Source organism: Stenotrophomonas maltophilia group sp. LNF247 (assembly GCF_054083135.1).
Window position 1 is genome coordinate 382567 of the sequence record NZ_JBSRQL010000001.1, and the last position, 18623, is coordinate 401189.

The 18623-nt window shown below is 67.0% G+C and carries 18 protein-coding genes; 12 read left to right on the forward strand and 6 right to left on the reverse strand.

The genetic code is table 11. From position 1 onward, the window contains the following. The first annotated feature begins 17 nt into the window (after nucleotides 1-17). Nucleotides 18-830, forward strand: coding sequence for an APH(6) family putative aminoglycoside O-phosphotransferase (locus ACTXG9_RS01800; protein ID WP_456115635.1), 813 nt, complete (start codon nucleotides 18-20; stop codon nucleotides 828-830). Between the two features lie 100 nt (nucleotides 831-930). Here ACTXG9_RS01800 and clpS read toward each other — a convergent pair whose 3' ends face one another. Further along, on the reverse strand, nucleotides 931-1257 hold the full coding sequence (gene clpS, locus ACTXG9_RS01805; RefSeq protein ID WP_019659637.1) for an ATP-dependent Clp protease adapter ClpS: 327 nt from the start codon (nucleotides 1255-1257) through the stop codon (nucleotides 931-933). Nucleotides 1258-1369: 112 nt separating this feature from the next. Here clpS and ACTXG9_RS01810 point away from each other — a divergent pair, with 112 nt between their 5' ends. From ACTXG9_RS01810 to ACTXG9_RS01845, 8 genes are all read left to right on the forward strand, one after another. Next, nucleotides 1370-1843 carry a hypothetical protein gene (locus ACTXG9_RS01810; RefSeq protein ID WP_021201774.1) on the forward strand — a complete coding sequence of 158 codons (474 nt, stop codon included), beginning with the start codon at nucleotides 1370-1372 and terminating at the stop codon, nucleotides 1841-1843. Between the two features lies 1 nt (nucleotide 1844). Then, nucleotides 1845-2306, forward strand: a complete 462-nt coding sequence (locus tag ACTXG9_RS01815) for an NUDIX hydrolase (RefSeq protein WP_021201773.1) — start codon at nucleotides 1845-1847, stop codon at nucleotides 2304-2306. Then, complete coding sequence (mnmA, locus tag ACTXG9_RS01820) at nucleotides 2303-3445, forward strand: tRNA 2-thiouridine(34) synthase MnmA (protein ID WP_021201772.1); 1143 nt, start codon at nucleotides 2303-2305, stop codon at nucleotides 3443-3445. The genes ACTXG9_RS01815 and mnmA overlap by 4 nt, the downstream gene beginning before the upstream one ends. Then, nucleotides 3442-4056, forward strand: a complete 615-nt coding sequence (gene hflD / locus ACTXG9_RS01825; RefSeq protein WP_021201771.1) for a high frequency lysogenization protein HflD — start codon at nucleotides 3442-3444, stop codon at nucleotides 4054-4056. The genes mnmA and hflD overlap by 4 nt, the downstream gene beginning before the upstream one ends. A gap of 163 nt (nucleotides 4057-4219) precedes the next feature. Next, nucleotides 4220-5410 (forward strand): methyl-accepting chemotaxis protein, encoded by a 1191-nt coding sequence (locus ACTXG9_RS01830; RefSeq protein WP_005416472.1) that lies wholly within the window; start codon nucleotides 4220-4222, stop codon nucleotides 5408-5410. 98 nt (nucleotides 5411-5508) lie between these two features. After that, complete coding sequence (locus ACTXG9_RS01835; RefSeq protein WP_005416471.1) at nucleotides 5509-5724, forward strand: hypothetical protein; 216 nt, start codon at nucleotides 5509-5511, stop codon at nucleotides 5722-5724. Nucleotides 5725-5791: 67 nt separating this feature from the next. Further along, on the forward strand, nucleotides 5792-6298 hold the full coding sequence (locus tag ACTXG9_RS01840; RefSeq protein ID WP_111104361.1) for a hypothetical protein: 507 nt from the start codon (nucleotides 5792-5794) through the stop codon (nucleotides 6296-6298). Nucleotides 6299-6352: 54 nt separating this feature from the next. Continuing rightward, nucleotides 6353-7528: a GAD-like domain-containing protein gene (locus tag ACTXG9_RS01845; RefSeq protein WP_111098327.1), complete on the forward strand. Its 1176-nt coding sequence runs from the start codon at nucleotides 6353-6355 to the stop codon at nucleotides 7526-7528. Between the two features lie 78 nt (nucleotides 7529-7606). Here the strand turns inward: ACTXG9_RS01845 and ACTXG9_RS01850 are convergent, their stop codons facing one another. Then, nucleotides 7607-10366 (reverse strand): bifunctional diguanylate cyclase/phosphodiesterase, encoded by a 2760-nt coding sequence (locus tag ACTXG9_RS01850; protein ID WP_111104354.1) that lies wholly within the window; start codon nucleotides 10364-10366, stop codon nucleotides 7607-7609. Between the two features lie 130 nt (nucleotides 10367-10496). Here ACTXG9_RS01850 and ACTXG9_RS01855 point away from each other — a divergent pair, with 130 nt between their 5' ends. Both ACTXG9_RS01855 and ACTXG9_RS01860 read left to right on the forward strand, forming a co-directional pair. Continuing rightward, entirely contained in the window at nucleotides 10497-12599 is a 2103-nt protein-coding gene (locus tag ACTXG9_RS01855; RefSeq protein ID WP_021201762.1) for a sensor histidine kinase, read from the forward strand. Nucleotides 12600-12603: 4 nt separating this feature from the next. After that, a complete protein-coding gene (locus ACTXG9_RS01860; RefSeq protein ID WP_019659626.1) occupies nucleotides 12604-14376 on the forward strand; it encodes an EAL domain-containing protein in 1773 nt (590 codons plus the stop codon). 230 nt (nucleotides 14377-14606) lie between these two features. Here the strand turns inward: ACTXG9_RS01860 and ACTXG9_RS01865 are convergent, their stop codons facing one another. From ACTXG9_RS01865 to flgA, 4 genes are all read right to left on the reverse strand, one after another. After that, entirely contained in the window at nucleotides 14607-15827 is a 1221-nt protein-coding gene (locus ACTXG9_RS01865) for an ATP-binding protein (protein WP_019659625.1), read from the reverse strand. A gap of 89 nt (nucleotides 15828-15916) precedes the next feature. Beyond that, nucleotides 15917-16255: a flagella protein gene (locus tag ACTXG9_RS01870; protein WP_010485882.1), complete on the reverse strand. Its 339-nt coding sequence runs from the start codon at nucleotides 16253-16255 to the stop codon at nucleotides 15917-15919. After that, on the reverse strand, nucleotides 16252-16557 hold the full coding sequence (flgM, locus tag ACTXG9_RS01875) for a flagellar biosynthesis anti-sigma factor FlgM (protein ID WP_019659624.1): 306 nt from the start codon (nucleotides 16555-16557) through the stop codon (nucleotides 16252-16254). The genes ACTXG9_RS01870 and flgM overlap by 4 nt, the downstream gene beginning before the upstream one ends. Before the next feature lie 75 nt (nucleotides 16558-16632). After that, nucleotides 16633-17289: a flagellar basal body P-ring formation chaperone FlgA gene (gene flgA, locus ACTXG9_RS01880; RefSeq protein ID WP_019659623.1), complete on the reverse strand. Its 657-nt coding sequence runs from the start codon at nucleotides 17287-17289 to the stop codon at nucleotides 16633-16635. A gap of 260 nt (nucleotides 17290-17549) precedes the next feature. Between flgA and ACTXG9_RS01885 the strand changes: the two genes are divergently transcribed. Beyond that, entirely contained in the window at nucleotides 17550-18494 is a 945-nt protein-coding gene (locus ACTXG9_RS01885) for a chemotaxis protein (RefSeq protein WP_019659622.1), read from the forward strand. Nucleotides 18495-18623 lie beyond the last annotated feature (129 nt).

Here is an 18623-nt window from a genome sequence, read left to right on the forward strand (position 1 = left end):
AGAAGACCTCAACCGGCATGAGCGAACCCTACCTGAGCCGCTGGCGATTGCGGCGTGATGGCCCGGCCATCTGCACGCCCCACGCCCGGCTTTGGCCGGTGCTGACCGCTGCCGGCGCGCCGGCGATGCTGAAGATCAGCAGCGAAGCGGAGGAGCAGAACAGCCACCGCCTGCTGCGCTGGTGGGAAGGTGATGGCGCTGCCCGCTTGCTGGCCCACGAGGGGCCGGCGATCCTGATCGAGCGCGCCGAAGGCGATTCGCTGCGGCAACGCTCGATCGCGGGCGACGATGACGCCTGCACCACGGTCCTGTGCCAGGTCCTGCAGCGGCTGCACGGGCCACGGAGCGCGCCGCCAGCGGAACTGGTCTGCCTGCGTAGATGGTTCGCCGACCTGCTGCAGCCAAGGGCTGCGCTGCCGCCACTGCTGGAACAGTGCAGATCACTGGCGGAGGGGGTGCTGCGTGACGAACAGGAGATCCGGCCGCTGCACGGCGACCTGCACCACGACAACGTGCTCGACTTCGGCGCGCGCGGCTGGCTGGCGATCGACCCGAAGCGGCTGCTGGGCGATCGCGCGTTCGATTACACGACGCTGTTCAGCAACCCGGATCTCTGCGGCCCGGGCATCCATGTGGCCACCCGGCCCGAGCGGTTTGCCGCGCGCGTAGAACAGGTGACCGCGCTGGCCGGCCTCGAGCGCACCCGCCTGCTGCGTTGGGTTGCTGCCAGCGCAGGGCTGTCGGCGGTGTGGTTCCGCGATGATGGCGACCCAGCGGTTGTGGACGAATCGGTCGCGAGGATGGCGTTGCAGGCGCTGGCGGAAGCGTGATCCGGCTGTAGAGCCGAGCCTGCGCTCGGCTGCTCTGCCAGCGATCTGGATACCTGCACGAACAGCAGCCGAGCATGGGCTCGGCTCTACAAAAGGCCGGTCAGGCCTTCTCCATCGTGCACAGCAGCGGATGCTGGTTCATCCGCGAATACTCGTTGACCTGGGCCACCTTGGTCTCGGCCACTTCGCGGGTGAACACCCCGCACACGCCACGGCCGCGGGTATGGACGTGCAGCATCACCTGCGTGGCCTTGTCCAGGTCCATGTTGAAGAACTGCTGGAGCACGTCCACCACGAAATCCATCGGGGTGTAGTCGTCATTGAGCAGCATCACCTGGTAGAACGGCGGCGGCGCCACTTCCGGGCGCGCAGGTTCTACGGCAACGCCGTGCTCGTGCTGGGAATCGGGGGAGGACTCATGGGGCATCCGTCCATTATAGAGGCTCGGAGAAGCCTGCGTCGGCCCGCCGCAGATTGGACGGCACGCACGGCCGCCGTCACAATTGCATCCTCTCTCAACACTGTTTCACAGGATCTTCATGAAAAGGACCCTTCTTACCGCCCTGTTGATCGCCCTGGCTCCTGCCGGCGCCGCCACCGCCGCAACCACCGCCGACAAGTCCGTGGGCCGCCACCTGGACAAGCTGGGCTATACCTATGAAGTCGACGAGGACGGAGACTACCGCATGGTCTTCGACGTCGAGGGTGACCGCACCCAGATGGTCTACGTGCGCTCGGCGGTGGAAGATTTCGGCAGCCACAACATCCGCGAGATCTGGTCGCCGGCGTACAACGCCAAGACCAAGCAGTTCCCGGTGGCCGTGGCCAACCGCCTGCTGGAAGATTCGCAGGACGCCAAGATGGGCGGCTGGGTCAAGCAGGACACCACCGCCATGTTCGTGGTGAAGATCGATGCCGATGCCACCCCGGACCAGCTCAGCGACGCCATCGATGCGGCCATCCGCACCGCCGACGCGATGGAGCTGGAGCTGACCAAGAAGGACGAGTTCTGAGTTGAACGCCACGCCGGACCCGCGCTGGGCACCGCACGCCACCGTCGCCACGGTGGTGGTCGACGGCGGCCGCGTGCTGCTGGTTGAAGAGACCATCGACGGCCGCCAGGTGCTGAACCAGCCTGCCGGCCACCTCGAGCCGGGCGAAAGCCTGGCCGAGGCAGCCCTGCGCGAGACCCGCGAGGAAACCGGCTGGACGGTGCAGCTGACCCATTTCATCGGCTGCTACCAGTGGACTGCCAGCGACGGCACCGCGTTCCTGCGCTTCTGCTACGCAGCGCGCCCGCTCTCGCACGACCCGGCGCAGCCGCTGGACACCGGCATCGACCGCGCGCTGTGGCTGACCCCGGCCGAGCTGCAGGCCGCCGGCGAGCGCCAGCGCAGCCCGCTGGTCTGGCAGGTGGTGGCTGATTACCTGGGTGGCCAGCGCCATCCGCTTTCGCTGGTCCGGGAGGTCGCATGAGCACGCCGCGCGTGATGGTGGGCGTCTCCGGTGGCGTAGACTCTTCCGTCGCGGCCTGGCGCCTGGTACAGCAGGGCGAGGCCGTGGCAGGCCTGTTCATGCAGAACTGGGCCGACGACGGCAGCGGTGACTGCCGCGCTGAGGATGACCGCCGCGATGCGGTCGCCGTATGCGGCCTGCTCGGTATCCCGTTCCACTTCCGGGACTTCTCCAGCGAGTACTGGCAGGGTGTGTTCGAGCACTTCCTGGCCGAGTACGCCGCTGGCCGCACGCCGAACCCGGACGTGCTGTGCAACCGCGAGGTGAAGTTCAAGCATTTCCTGGATGCCGCCCGCGAGCTGGGCGCCGAGCGCATCGCCACCGGCCATTACGCGCGCGTAGCCCAGCGCGGTGGCCAATGGCTGCTGCTGCGTGGCGCCGACCGCTCCAAGGACCAGAGCTACTTCCTGCACCAGCTGGGCCAGGCGCAGCTGGCAGCGACCCTGTTCCCGATCGGCGACCTGGAAAAGACCGACCTGCGCCGGATTGCGCGCGACGTCGGCCTGCCGACCCACGCCAAGAAGGATTCCACCGGCATCTGCTTCATCGGCGAGCGCGACTTCCGCGACTTCCTCGGTCGCTACCTGCCGGCCAAGCCTGGGCAGATCGTGGACCCGGCCGATGGCACCGTGATCGCCGAACACCCGGGCGTGTTCTATTTCACGCTGGGTCAGCGCGAGGGCCTGAACATCGGCGGCGTACGCGGCCGCCCGGCCGCACCGTGGTACGTGGTCGGCAAGGATGTGGCCAGCAACGTGCTGTACGTCGACCAGGACCGCGACAGCAAGTGGATGCTTTCCAACCGGCTGCGTTCGGAAACCGCGCACTGGATCGCCGGCTCGCCGCCGGCACGGCGCTTCGAATGCACCGCCCAGACCCGCTACCGCCAACCTGACGAGCCGTGTACGGTCCAGGTGCTGGACGATGGCAGCGTGCTGGTCACCTTCGCGCGCCCGCAGCGTGCCGTTACCCCCGGTCAATCGCTGGTGCTGTATGACGGTGATGTGTGCCTGGGTGGCGCGGTGATCGCCGCCACCGATGCGCCGCTGGAACAGCGCCTGCGCACCACCCCTTCCCCTTTTGAGGTATCCGCTGCATGAGTTTCACTGTCGACGACCGCGTCCTGGCCCTGGCCGGCATTGCCCAGGCCCTGCAGCAGGTCCGCCGCATCGCCGATACCGGCCATTCCGACGCCGCCGCCGTGCGCACCGCCGTGGACAGCGTGTTCCGCGTGGATGCGTCCTCGCCGCAGGCGGTGTTCGGAGACCGCCATGCACTGAAGGCCGGGCTGCGCCTGCTGCACAACTACTTCCGCAACCAGGGCCAGGATCCGATCCTGCCCAAGCTGGCCCTGTCGGTGCTGCAGCTGGAGCGCCGCTTCGTTCAGGATGGCGCCACGGTGAACAAGGTCGCCTCGGGCATCGAGCGCGCCCAGCGCCAGGCCGCCGAGCTGGGCGACAGCGGCCACCCGGATGTGCTGGCCAGCCTGGGCAGCCTGTACGCGGACACCATCAGCCACCTCAAGCCGCGGGTGATGGTGCAGGGCAACCCGCACTACCTGGGCCAGGCTGGCGTGGTGGCCGAGATCCGCGCCCTGCTGCTGGCAGCGGTGCGCTCGGCGGTGCTGTGGCGGCAGCTGGGCGGCAGCTACTGGGACTTCCTGTTCGGCCGCAAGGCGATGATCGAGGCGGTGGACCGCCAGCTGGCGTAAGCGCATGGGGTCCGGGCGCTTTTCCATGGAAAAGGGAATCGGACACCGAATCACCGCCAGCGCCGGAAAACCGGTGCATTCAGAATGCACTTCGGGGCACATCGACGTTAAAGAGAAAGGGGGTACGGCCGATACATCCTCCGTGCACCTCCCGAGAACGTCCATGTACTCACGCATTTTCATCCGTCTGGCCGCCCCCCTGGCTCTGACCCTGCTGCTCCCCTTCGCCATCGGTTTCGAATGGCCGGCCGCCCTGCGCTGGGCGATCCTGACCACGATGACGCTGAGCTGGCTCGGCTTTGCGTGGTGGACCACCCGCGCCCAGGCGCACCGTTCCCCGGAACATGCCCGTGTCCTGCGTGAGCAGGACCAGCTGCTGACCGAACTGCGCAATTTCGTCGGCAACGAGATCGACGGTTCGCGCGGCGAAGTGGAACGCGCCCGTGACCTGATCCGCCAGGCCGTCTCCAGCCTCGGTGGCAGCTTCGATGCGATGAACCGCAAGTCGCGCCAGCAGAGCCAGGCCCTGTCGCGCATCGTCGACCGCGCCGGTGATGAAGGCAACGCCGGCCTCGACGTTGCCCGTTTCGCCCAGCACGCCAGCCACCGCATGGAGCAGCTGGTGGAAGCGCTGGAACAGGTCAGCGGCCAGAGCAGCACCACCGTGCAGCACATCGACCAGATGGCGCAGCACCTGGATGGCATCTTCGCGCTGCTGGAAGACGTCAAGTCGATCGCCGACCAGACCAATCTGCTGGCGCTGAACGCGGCCATCGAAGCGGCGCGTGCCGGTGAAGCCGGTCGTGGCTTCGCCGTGGTCGCCGACGAAGTGCGCAACCTGTCCGAGCGCTCGACCACCTTCAACGAGCAGATCCGCAAGCTGGCACACAGCTCCAAGGACGCCATTGCCAAGGTGCGCGAGACGGTCTCGCACATGGCCTCGCGCGACATGGACCGCTCCCGCGAAGCACGCCAGGAAGCGGCGGCGATGCTCGACAACGTCGCGCAGATCAACGCGTCGCTGGGCGACGGCATGCGTGAAGTGTCCGAGTGCGCCCGTGCGATCGATGGCAGCGTGGCCGAGGCCGTGCGCGCCCTGCAGTTCGAGGACATCGCCACCCAGGCCCTGGGCGGCGTGCACACCCACCTGGACCGCCTGACCGCGATCAACCGCGAAGCGGTGGCCCTGCAGGAGCTGCTGCACCGCAATGGCGGCGTGTTCGACGAAGAGATCGCCACCGCCCTGCAGCGCACCGGCAACCGCCTGCGCGAACTGCGCAGCGAATGGGAACGCCCGCCGCACAAGCCGGTTGCCCAGCAGAGCATGGGCGCCGGCACCGTCGAGCTGTTCTGATCCTGATGTCCGCTGCCCTCGCCAGCAGCCCGCAAGGCCCCGGTTCGTCCGGGGCCTTTGCCTGTAACCCGCCATTGGATGCATCCTGTACGCGCACCATGACCCTGATCCGCGCCTTGCCCGCCCTCACCGACACCGAACGCCCGCGCAACGCGAGCGTGCGTGAGCAGCTGCAACAGCTGGAGGATGTGGCACGCGAGGAGATCCGCGAGCTGCAGCAACTGGCGGACGCGCGCCCGGCCCCGTCGCGGGCGGACGAGGCGCTGCTGGGCCTGGCCTGGGATCTCGGGCTGGATGGGGATGCGCTTAAGTAGATCCACGCCATGCGTGGATGGGCCGTCGCGCATGGCATGATCCACCGGTACCCTTCATGGAAGACCGATGGCCATCGCTCTGATCGCACTTCTGCTGATCGAGACCGTCCTTATGATGGCCTGGGTGGCCGGCTATTTCAGCTGGGGCATCACCCTGTTCAACGAACGCATTGCGGCGTCACCGGCCATGCAGGCCCGCCTCTCGCTGGGCAGCCTGGAACGTGACCTGCCGCAGGACAAGTGGCTGCAACTGGCCTTCCATGCGCTGCCTGACGGCAGCATGGCGTTCCGTGAGAGCTTTGCGCCGAGCTTCGGCCTGCGCTACTTCCCGGTGATGCGCGGTCGCATCGTACTCAACGCGCGACGGCACGAGGTGCGGGTGACGGGCCTGTGCAGCTGGTTCGTGGCGATCCTGTCGCTGCTGCTGTTGCCGCTGGTGGCGATGCGCCCGATGGTGGCGCCGATGCTGCTGGTACTGCCGCTGTTCCTGGCCAGCTATCTGGTCCAGAAGCGGCGCTATGCGGCCGTCGTCGAGGCCCTGCGCATGCAGTTGAAGGCGGAATTTTCGAGGTAGATCCACGCCATGCGTGGATGATGCCCCGCGACTCACGATTTTCGGATTGTTTGCATGGATCGTGAGCGCTCGGCCCTTCATCGTAAAGGGCCGATTCCGGTTCAGATCAGCCCGATGACCAGCGCCGCCCTCTGCCTTTCACTCGCTTTGCAGCTCCCGGTTGCTTCAGAACCGCTTGCCGTAGATCCCGACTCCCTGCTCGCCCTTCACCAAGCGCTCCAGTCCTTCGGCGAATTTCAACAGCCCTACTCCGCACCTGTAGATGTGACCGATCCTGATGCAGGTGTGACCGATGCAACTGTCGAGATCTCCGCCGGGTGTGTGAAGGATGGTCCACAGGTCATCATCCTGGACGCTGATGTTGACGACTCATCCGAGCGCTATCTTGTACTGAACGAGCCATGGCAAAGCCTTCCGGCGGGAACGTTGTTGCTTGTCTCTGGAAGCACAGCGACCGTCATTTCAACCCAGGAGGCAAACAAGGAAACCGCACAGGCGGAGTCAATGTTGAATTTCCTGGACTACCTGCCCATCAACCTGGGTTCGAACTCCCTGGCCGGGCCGAACCCTGACGTGACGGCGGCAGAGATCGATTCCGACGGTTTCATGCAGAATTTCGCTATGAGCAGCGAAGGTGAACCTGCTTCCGAAGCGGCCTTTGCAGCGTGGGAAGGCAAGCTGCCAGGATTGCTGCTGGCGCTGTGGCAACGCGACGGGTTCGCACGCTATCGGGACGACAAGCTCGCCTTGGTCGATCCGCACCTGTATGCGGAGGTTGCTACTGCGTTCCTGCAAGGCAATCCCATGGAGGGTGCCGATACTCTCCATGTCTACGCGGTAACAGCTTTCGGCCAGATTCTGCTGTGTGGGGAGAACACCTCCACGCAGATCAGCATCGATCCACACAGTGGACACGTCACGACAGAATCGGATGTGCCAGACCCCGCCGATGCGGCGGAACGCAACTGGAAACTGGCGTTCCTGCTGGAGGCCCTGGATGGGCCCTATCTTGACGTCACCGACGACGATGAGCGGCCCCTGCATGCGCATGCACTTGACCGACTTGGGCCATTGGCTCCGAATGAGATGTACAGCTTTTCGCCCGCGGTTTCCGAAGGTGGCTGGAATGCGGCGCATCTGGTGAAGACAGATCGTCTCGCTGAGCTGGAAGCCCTTGCTGCGACAGTGGCCAAGGCGCGACCAACCAAACTGGATACCCGCGGTAAGTAGTTGCACGCCGAGCGTGGGTGATCGCGAGGTACATGCATTCGTGCCGACCAACGGTCGGCACCTACCAAAGTATGGCTGTCAGCGCACCAGCACCACTTCCCCGCTGGCATCGGTGCGCAGCGAAACCGGCTGCGGCTGGCGCAGCCACTGTGCCAGGTCGCGCGGGCTGAGCGGGCGCGAGTACAGGTAGCCCTGGATCTCGTCGCAGCCCTGCCGGCGCAGCATGTCTTCTTCCTGGTGCGTTTCCACGCCCTCCGCCACCACCTTCATGCCCAGCGCATGGCCCAGGTGCACGATGGCCTGGGTCACTTCGGCCGTACCGGAGTCGTGCAGCATGCCCTGCACGAAACTGCGGTCGATCTTCAGGCGCCCCACCGGGAAGCGGTTGAGATAATTGAGGTTGGAGAAGCCGGTGCCGAAGTCGTCCACCGCCAGCGGCACGCCGTGCCGTTCGAGCACGTCGAAGCAATGGCGCAGGATGTCGGTGTCACGGATCAACGCCGACTCGGTCAGCTCCAGTTCCAGCCGTTGCGGCGGCCAGCCATGGGCATGGCAGATCTCGATCACGCGTTCGGCGAAGCCACGATCACGCAGCTGCACCGCCGACACATTGACCGCGATGCGATCAAACTGCAGTCCGGCGCGGTCCCAGGCGGTGGCCTGGCGGCAGGCCTCGTTCAGCACCCAGTCGCCGATGCGCACGATCTCGCCGCACTTTTCGGCAATGGGAATGAACTCGGCCGGGCTGCAGTAGCCAATCCCGGGCCGGTGCCAGCGCAACAGTGCCTCGATCGCCGGTGGCTCACCGTGGTGAGCGTGCAGCAACGGCTGGTAGGCCAGGCTGAACTCGTCGCGCTCGATGGCCCCATGCAGGGCATGCTCGACGTCCAGCCGGCGCTGGATGCGGGCCAATGCGTCCTGGCTGTAGTACTGGTAGGTATTGCGCCCGGCTTCCTTGGCCGCGTACATCGCGGCGTCGGCAGCACGCAGCAGGGAATCAAAGTCGGTCTGCGCATCGCCCAGCATCGCGATGCCGACGCTGGCGCCGACCTTCAACGTGGTCTCGCCACGGCGCAGCGGCTCGGCCAGCGAGGCGATCAGCTTGCGCGCCACGTGGCCGGCGTCTTCCGGCTCGGCCAGGTCGCGCAGCACCACAATGAACTCGTCGCCACTGAAGCGGCCGAACAGGTCATTGTTGCGCAGGTTCTGGTGCAGGCGGGTGGCCGCCGCCTTCAGCAGCGCATCGCCGGTGGCATGGCCGAAGCTGTCGTTGATGGTCTTGAAGCCATCCAGATCGATGAACAGCATCGCCAGCGAGGTTCCGCGGTCGCGTGCTTCCTCGATGGCCTCGGCGGTCTGCTCGCCGAGCAGCACACGATTGGGCAGGCCGGTCAGCAGATCGTAGTGGGCCAGCAGTTCAATGCGCTCGTTGGCCTCGCGTTCGCGGGTGATGTCACGGAACAGCACCACGAAGCGCGGCGGCAGGCCATCACGGCGGTCCAGTTCAATCAGCACCTGCACCCACACGCGCAGGCCGGACTGGCGGTAGAAGCACAGGTCCAGCTGCTCGGGCAGGCCGCCGTTGGCGATACGGGCGAGTGCCGCCTCGAACGCGTTGCGCGAGTCCTCCGTGTACAGCGCCAACGCCTGGTCGAGGGTGATCGGTTCCTTGCGCAGGCCATGGATGCGGTAGCACTCCTCGGTCCACTGCATGCTGCGAGTCTGCACTTCGATCTCGCAGCCGCCGATGCGGCCCAGCGCGGAAACCCGGTTCAGCAGTTCGGTGCGCCAGCGGATCAGCGCATCGGTCTGGTGCTGCTCGGTGATGTTCTGCACCTGGCCGAGCAGGCGCTTGGGCTGGCCGTCCATGTCCAGCAGCGGCTGCATCCACAGGCGAAGATGCTGCGAAGGCTCATGGCCGCGGGTCAGTTCCAGCTCCAGGTTGGCAGCGCGGCCATCGCGCCACAAGCGCCGCCAGGCCGCACGCAACGCACCCCGCGAGCGGGGGTGAAGCTGCTTCAACCAGCGCCGCTGGCCGGGCACGGCGCCCTGCTCCAGCGCCAGCAGCGAGCGCAGTTCCGGCGACCACCAGAAATGGCCGCTGTTGGGATCAAACGACCAGCTGCCCATGCTGGCGATGCGCTGGGCCTCGCTCAGGTGCAGCTGCTGTTCCTGCAGCAGCGATTCGAGCTGCTTCTGCTGCTCGATATCGGTATGCGTGCCGACCATGCGCAGGGGCTGGCCATCGGCGGTGCGCGCGACCACGCGGCCCCGGTCCAGCACCCAGCGCCACTGGCCATCAGCCTGGCGGAAACGGAACTGTGCGCTGTACTGCTCGCTGTGCCCATGCAGGTGCTCGTCGAGCGCTGCGCGCACCAGGGCGATGTCCTCGCTGTGCACCCGAGCCAGCAGCTCGGTGGCGGTCTCGTCGCCCAGCGCCGGCGTCCGCATCACGCGGTCACTGGGGATGTCCCAGTCCCACAGGCTGTGGCCGGCACTGTCCAGCGCCAGCTCCCAGCGCCCTCCCCCGTCCACCGGCACCGGCTCGGGGATGCTCAGGGTGAAGGCCAGCAGGTTGCCGGCGCCGTCGTGCACCGCACGCAGGTGGCCGTCGTAGTGGCCGCGCGGGCCGCCCGGCAGCGTGCAGGCCACGATGCCGCCATCGGCGGCCATCAGGCGCAGATCTTCCAGCATCGGCGCATAGGCCGCCACGGTGGCTGGCAGGCCATGCTCGCGCGCGGCCGGATTGGCCGCCAGCGGACGCCCGGTACGGTCGACGATGACCAGCGCCGACGCAAGCGGGTGCTGCAGCAGGCTGGCGATGATCCCTTGGTCCACGCGATCTTGCTCCGGATGACACGCCCGTCAGCGGGGCACGCAGTGGTTAACGGCGCCTGCGGCGGATAATTGAGTGGTCACGGCGCGCTGCGGGGTAAGATGACCAGCGCCCCTGTCACCCGCCTCGTCCATGCCTGCAGAACCGACCGGCAACGCCCCTGTTCCCGACCCGCGGATGGCTCAGGCGCTGAGCCGTGACCGGCGCCGGGTGGTGTTGAGCTACCTGGTGATGGCGCTGGCCTGGATGATCTCTACCGACAGCGTGGTGCAGGCGCTGGTGCCCGATCCGCAGCAGGCGGCACTGTGGCAGGGCCTGAAGGGCTCGTTCTTCGCCCTGGCCAGCGCAGGCCTGCTGTATCTGCTGCTGCGCCCGCTGGCCGAGCACGTGCTGCACACCCACGCGCGCCAACAGGCCTCCGAGCTGCGCCTGCGGCAGATGTTCGAGGGCAATCCCGGCCCGATCCTGGTCTACGACCTGGACACGCTGGCGATCCTCGACGCGAATCCGGCTGCCTGCACCGCGTTCGGCTGGGAGCGCGGTGACCTTCTGGAGAAGACCATCGACGTGCTGTGGCCGCCCGGCCAGGACCAGGCACTGCAGACCAAGCTGGAGGCGATCCGCGAGGCGCCGCAGGAGCTCTGCATCCTGCGTGCCCAGCTGCAACTGCGTGATGGCTCGCTACGGCAGATGGAGCTGCGGTCCAACGCCATCAGCTATGACGGCCACAACGCCCGCTTGCTGATTGCCATCGACCGCACCGCCGAAGACCTGGCCCAGCTGCGCCGCGACCAGGCGCTGGCCCGGGTCGAGGAAGCCCACGAGCTGGCCCGTATCGGCGCCTGGGAGCTGGACCCGTCCACCGGGCTGGGTCGCTACTCCAACCAGGTCTACCGGCTGCTTGGCCGCCGCCCGCCCGAGGCCCGCCGCTGGCACCGCTTCGACGAACTGCTGGTGCCGGCCGATCCGGCCACTGCCACCCAGACCGAACAGCTGCTGGCCGAACTATGCTCCGGCGAGCCGGTGCAGGTGGACGTGCTGCTGCCCGTCCTGTCGATGGACGGGCGCGCGTTGATGGTGCACCTGCGCGCCGCCAGCGGTATCGATGAAGCTGGCCGCAGCCGCGTGCTGGGCACCCTGCAGGACGTGACCGAGCGCGAGCAGTCGCGTCGCCTGCTGCGCGAGCGCGAGGAACAGTTCCGCGAGCTGGTGCGGGTGCTGCCCGACGGTGTGGTGATCCTCGCCGACGAACACGTGTTGTACGCCAACGCCTGGGCCGCCAGCCTGTTCGGCTATGGCAGCCACACCTTGCTGGGCGAACCGCTTTCGGCACTGGTGGACAGCGCCGATCTGGCCCGCGTGCGCAGCCAGCTGCGTGCGGGCCAGCTGCACCTGGGGCCGGGCCACAGCAGCGTGGTGGCGATGCAGCGCGCAGATGGCCGCAGCTTCCATGCCGGCCTGGCAGTGGGCGAGGTGCGCTATGGCGGCCGCGACTGCAAGCTGCTGATCGTGCGCGATCTCAGTGATTCCGAACGCATCCGCAGCGCACTGGAAACCAGCAACCGCGAACTGCAGGCCATGGCCGGCCGCCTGTTCTCGCTGCAGGAGGATGAGCGCCGCGCGATCTCGCGCGACCTGCACGACGATATCGGCCAGGCGATCACGGCGATCAAGCTGTCTGCCTATGCCGCGCAGGACGAGGACGATCCGCAACGCCGCGGTGAGGACCTGGCACAGATCGTCAGCCTGGCCGATACCACGGTGGCCAAGCTGCGCGACATCTCTACCCTGCTGCGGCCGCCGCAGCTGGACGCACTGGGCCTGGAAGCGGCGCTGAGCTGGCAGGCACGGGTACTGTTCCGTTCCTCGCCGGTGGAGCTGCTGGCCGAGATCGAGCCGCTGCCGCACCGTCCCGACAACAGCATCGAGCAGGCCTGCTTCCGTATTGCCCAGGAAAGCCTGACCAACGTGCTGCGCCACGCCCGTGCCAGCCAGGTACAGCTGCAGCTGCGCGACGTCGGCCAGCGCGGCCTGCACCTGCAGATCCGCGACGACGGCGAGGGTTTCGACCCCGACGGCCCGCGCGGACTGGGCCTGATCGTGATGCGCGAGCGTGCGCAGAGCGTCGGTGGCCATGTACGGATCGAATCCGCGCACGGTGAAGGCACCCTGATCGACGTTCATCTCCCCTACCAGGCAGCCAGCATGGCCGCCGCCGAGTCACCGGACTACTGAGCCTATGTGGAATCCCAACCAGCCCCCGGTCAGCATCGATGATGCGCCTGATCGCCTCGGTGCCGGCAACCCCGAGTTGCAGGTGATGGTCGCCGAGGCGGCCTCGGGCGGTACCGCACTCATGCTGATGCATGTGGACATCGACCACTTCGCCTCTGTCAACGAAAACATGAGCGCCGAGGTAGGTGACCAGGCCCTGGTGCTGGTTGCGCAGCGGTTGCAGTCCTACCTGCGAGGGCGCGGCAAACTGTGGCGCCACGGCAGCGACGAGTTCCTGATCGCGGTGCCACGCACAGCCGAGGTGCCACTGCCGGAGGATTTCGCCGAGGAAATCCGGCAGCAGATGGAACTGCCGCTGTCGGTCCTGCCGTACACGCTGTTCATGACCGGCAAGCTGGGCGTGAGCCTGTGCCCGGAGCATGCCAGCAACGTTTCACGCCTGCTGGACCACGCCGAAGATGCGCTGTACCAGGCCGCCCGCGAGGGCGGCAACGCGGTGCGCATCCACGCCGTGGACACGCCGCCGAGCGCGCACAGCGAGAGCATCATCGCGCGGCAGATCGTCGATGCCATTCCCAACGGCGAACTGAAACTGCGCTACCAGCCGTTGGTCAGCGCCCGCGATGGCCACGTGGTCGGCATGGAAGCGCTGCTGCGCTGGCAGTCACCGACGCTGGGCATGCTGGTGCCGGAGCGCTTCATGCGCACCGCCGAGCGGCTGGGCATCATCGTGCAGATCGGCACCTGGGTGCTGGAAGGTGCACTCAAGCAGGCCCGCCTGTGGCGCGACCAAGGCTTCGACGATTTCACCATCGCGGTGAACGTCTCCACCCTGCAGCTGCTGCGGCCGAACTTCTTCGCCGAAGTGATGGGCCTGATCCAGGCCGCGGGCATACCGGCACAGATGCTGACGCTGGAAATCAACGAAAGCGCGCTGACCAACAACGTCAACTTCGTGCATGAGACGCTGGCCAACCTGCGCAACGAGGGCATCAGCCTGAGCCTGGACAACTTCGGCACCGGTGACTCCAGTCTCAGTGCGCTGGTGCGCTACCCGGTGGACAAGCTGAAGATCGACCGCAGCTTCATCAAGAGCGCGCCGGCCGGCAACCGCGAGGCGGCCATCGCCCGCGCGATCATCGCCATGGGCCATCAGCTGGGCATGACGGTGATCGCCAACGGCGTTGAATCGCAGGCGCAGCTTGGCTTCCTGCGTCGCAACGACTGTGATGTGTTCCAGGGCTACCTGTTCGGCGAACCGATGTCGGCCGATGCCGCAGGCATGACCCTGCGCCGCCGCTACCTGCGCCCGGAAGCTTTCGCCGAGACCCGTCCCGACCGCACGCTGCTCTTGCTGGACGACGAAGAGAACGTGTTGCGATCGCTGGTGCGGCTGTTCCGTCGCGACGGCTACCGCATCCTGGCGGCCGGCAACGTGCGTGATGCGTTCGACCTGCTGGCGATCAACGACGTGCAGGTGATCCTGTCCGACCAGCGCATGAGCGACATGAGCGGCACCGAGTTCCTCGGCCGGGTGAAGATGCTGTATCCGGACACGATCCGGTTGGTGCTGTCCGGCTATACCGATCTGAACACGGTGACCGATGCGATCAACCGCGGCGCGATCTACCGCTTCCTGACCAAGCCATGGAACGACGACGAGCTGCGCAAGCATATCCACCAGGCGTTCCGCACGTACGAGGAACAGCGCCGCAGCAACGCCGGGCCGGCGCCGGTGGAGAGCGGAGACGGCGGCGAGGACCGCCCGCTGCGGTAACGATCCAGCCTGGTAGAGCCGGCCGCTGGCCGGCTGCTACGTGACGGGGTTAGTGAGGTTGCCGGCCAGCGGCCGGCACTACCCGAGGCGCGACCCAGGCCGGCACAGGCCCTGGTAGAGCCAGCGCGAACGCAGGCCGGGACAGGCCCTGGTAGAGCCGGCCGCTGGCCGGCTGCTACGTGACGGGGTTAATGAGGTTGCCGGCCAGCGGCCGGCATTACCCGAAGCGGTCAGCGCGGCTGCTTCACCGGCAGCACCACGCGGAAGCGCGAGCCCACGCCCGGGGTGCTGTCCAGGTCGATCCGGCCATGGTGCTTGTTGATGATGCTGTAGGAGATCGACAGGCCCAGGCCCGTGCCACTGCCCACCGGCTTGGTGGTAAAGAACGGATCGAAGATGCGTTGGCGCAGTTCCGGCGAGATGCCACCGCCGGTGTCCTCGAATTCGACCCACACCTGGTCGCCATCGACGCCGGTGCGCACGGTGATCGTGCCGCGCTCGGCGATGGCATGGCCCGCGTTGAGCAGCAGGTTCATGTAGACCTGGTTCAACTCCGATGGCAGGCATTCCACCAGCGGCAGTTGGCCGAACTCGCGTACCAGGGTGACCTTGTACTTGAGCTCGTTCCAGATGATGTTGATGGTCGATTCCAGGCCCGCGTGCAGGTCGACCAGCTTCCACGACTCGTCACGCCCGGAATACGAGAAGTCTTTCAGATCACGCACGATGCGCGTCACCCGTTCGATGCCTTCGCGCGATTCGGCCATCAGCTGCGGCAGGTCGCGGCTGATGAAATCGATGTCCAGGCGGTCACGGATGTCATCGATCTCCGGGATCAGCGCCTTCGGGTCCGGCGCACGCAACGCGCGTTCGTAGGCTTCGATCACGGTGAACAGGCTGCGCAGGTACTCCTGCAGGCTGCCCAGGTTTGAGTGCACGTAGCCGATCGGATTATTGATCTCGTGCGCGACGCCGGCAGCAAGCTGGCCGATCGAGGCCATCTTCTCAGATTGCAGCAGTTTCTCCTGGGTACCGTTGAGCCGCAGGTAGGCCTGGCGCAGCTCGGCGTGGCGCTGCTGCAGTTCTCGCTCGTAGTCTTCCTGTCCTTCGATATGGCGGAACAAGGCCAGGAAGTGCCCCTGCCCCACCGGGCCGTGGTGATACAGGTGGGCGATGACCACGCCCTCGCCCAGCGGCAGGCTGCCGTTCCAGTGACCATGCTGGCGCGCGTGTTCCAGCGCATCGGGGGGCAGCAACTCGCGAAGCCGCTGCGGGGGCGGCAATGCACCATCCTCACCGCTTGCCAACAGGTTCTGCGCGGCTGGATTGGCCAGCGCAACCTGCCCGTCTTCGGTGAACAGCAGCAGCCCTTCGCGCAGGCGCTCAAGCAGGGCCTGCAGTACCGGCTGTGGCGGAAGGGGGGCGGTAACCAGGGCGTTGGCAGCGGACACGGCGACTCGGGGGCATTCGAACAGACGCCCAATATACGCGCTCGTGCAGCGGGCTTCAGCCCGCGTGATGGGGTTGTTCGACCGCCGCCTCAGGCGACGGCGAGTGGGCGGCGCGCTGTGACGGTGTGCGCCTGCCCCTTGGCATCGTAGGCCGAGGCATCTTCGGTGCGCCCGAGCTGGCGCAGGGCCCAGTTGACCTCGCGGCGCCGGCGCGACAGCAGCACGCCGTTGGCGCGGTTGCGTTCGGCCAGTTCCTGCAGCTGCTCGCCTTCCCCGACCGGCGGCGCGCCTTCCAGCGCACGCAGCGCTTCCAGCTTGGCGCCGGTGGCCCGGATCAGGGCGTGCACGTCGTGCTCGACCAGGGCCTGGCGTTCAACGTCCAGGGCCTGGGCAAGACGCTGCAGCGGCTCGCTCATCGCCGCAGTCATCCGTGAAGCTGCTGGTCCAGCTCGAGCATGCGCGATGCGATCGCGTCCGGATTGATCTTGTAGGTGCCGTTCTGCAGCGCCTCGCGCACGGCGGCCACGCGCTGGGCGTCGATTGCCGGGGCGGTGGTCAGCTCACGCTCGATGGCCTGCAGATTGGTGGCCTCGCCGGTCAGGCGCAGGCTGTCGGCCGCCTCGACCGGGCGTGCCGCCGCATCGGTGCTTACACCGGGCTTGTTGGCCGGGGTCGTCACGCTGCGCAGGGCCTGGGGGACCTGCAGGTTGCCGTCGATTTTCTGGCTCATGGGGTGTCCTGGAGTTGCCGTTCACATGGGATAACGGCCGCAGGGCCGTGATCTTTAGGGATATTCTGCGGTAATTCAACGCGCCACGATTACGTCACCGGCGGCGTCGACCGTGCCCTGCACGATCCGCCGCGAGGACAGGTTCTCGACCGAGACCCGCTCGTTCTCACCCGCGTCACCCATCGCACGGCCTGCAATACGGACCTCGACCGAGCCGCGACGCGAGACCAGCGCCACATTGTCTCCTCGCTTGATGAGACGCTGCACCACCAGATCGTTGCTCGACAGCAGGGCCCCGGCCTGCAACGGACGGCGGGCGATGCGGCCGATCGCTGCGTTGGGATCGGCCAGCACCGCACCGGCAATCCGGGCGGCATCACGCTGGGCAGTGGTGATATCGGCAGCAGTAAGGGTTTCTCCAGTACCGATTCCGCGGTTGAGCACCAGCACGGTCTGGTTGCGCCGCACCTTTACCGGCACGAACAGGCGCCAGCCGCCCGCATCCGGACAGCTGACTTCCACCGTGGTGTTGGCGGTGGGCTGCACCTGCAGCGCGCCGCCACACTTGGGCAGGCGCAGCGCATCGGCCACCTGCGCCTCCCCCTCGCTCCCGGCAGGCAGCGTCGACAACGCCGCCGCGCGGATGCTGGCAACCGGCTGCCACTCTGCAGCGGCTGCCCATGGCGCGGCTGCGGCGAGCACGATGGCGAATAGAGGTGTGACCCGGCGCATGGCGCCTCCTGTCGATGGAATCTGGCCCTGGTGCGTGCAAGGGGTGTGCCAGAGCGCCGGGACCCGTTGATCGGATCCGGGATGGGGATGCGACCGGATGGGTAGAGTCGACTGTCAGTCGACTTTCGCGCGAAGCACGGGGTTTTCCGTGATCGGATCGAAGAGCGGTCGACTGACAGTCGACTCTACAAACGTGGTGCGGACCGCGCAGGCGGCAGAGCGCCCTCAAGTTTGGCGCCCACCCCGCCGATACAGCAGCCATGTCCCATGACCTGCTCAACCGGATCGACCAGCGAACCCGACTGGCCGGCCACAACCGCCTGGCGCTGCTGCTGTTCCGTCTCGGCGGACGTCAGCTTTTTGGCGTCAATGTCTTCAAGGTGCAGGAAGTCCTGCGGCGCCCGGAGCTGTTCCAGGTGCCCGGGTTGCCCAGCCAGTTTGCCGGCGTGGCCGACGTACGCGGCCGCTCGGTGCCGGTGCTCGACCTGGGCCTGGCCATCGGCCACCCCGAGCGTGAGCCTGACGCGGACACCTCGCCTGGCTACCTGGTCGTCACCGAATTCAACCGTTCGATCCAGGGCTTCCTGGTCAGCGGCGTGGAGCGCATCGTCAACATCGCGGTGGAAGACATCCACCCGCCGCCGGAACTGGGTGCCGAATCGAGCTACCTGACGGCGGTGACCCGCTTCCAGGGTGAGCTGATCCAGGTGATCGACGTTGAAAGCGTGCTGGCCGATATCGCCCAGGTACGCGGTGATGCCGTACTCGATCCGGCAATGGCAATGCCTGCCGATGGCCCGCAGCTGCAGGTGCTGGTGGTGGACGATTCGCGCGTGGCCCGCCAGCAGATCCGCAGCGTGCTGGACCAGCTGGGCGTTGGCGCCACCCTGCTTTCCGATGGCAAGCAGGCGCTGGACCATCTGCTGCAGATCCACGCCTCGGGCGAGAACCCGGCCGAGCGCTACGCCATGGTCATCTCGGACATCGAAATGCCGGCCATGGACGGCTATACGCTGACGACGGAAATCCGGCGCCACCCTGGCCTTGCCGGCCTGTACGTGCTGCTGCATACCTCGTTGTCGGGCGTATTCAACAACGCGATGGTCGAGCGCGTCGGCGCCAATGCCTTCGTCGCCAAGTACTCGCCGCACGAACTGGCTGACTTCGTGCTGGACCGCCTGCGCAAGGTCGCGATGGCGGCGTAAGGCCGCGTCACGGGTCTCCGCCGGGCGTGGCCCGGCGCTACCACAACCTCCCCGACCCCTGGGGTAGCGCCGGGCCATGCCCGGCGGACGCGATGTCGCGCGTGCTTTGGCACATCCCTTGCAGCTTCC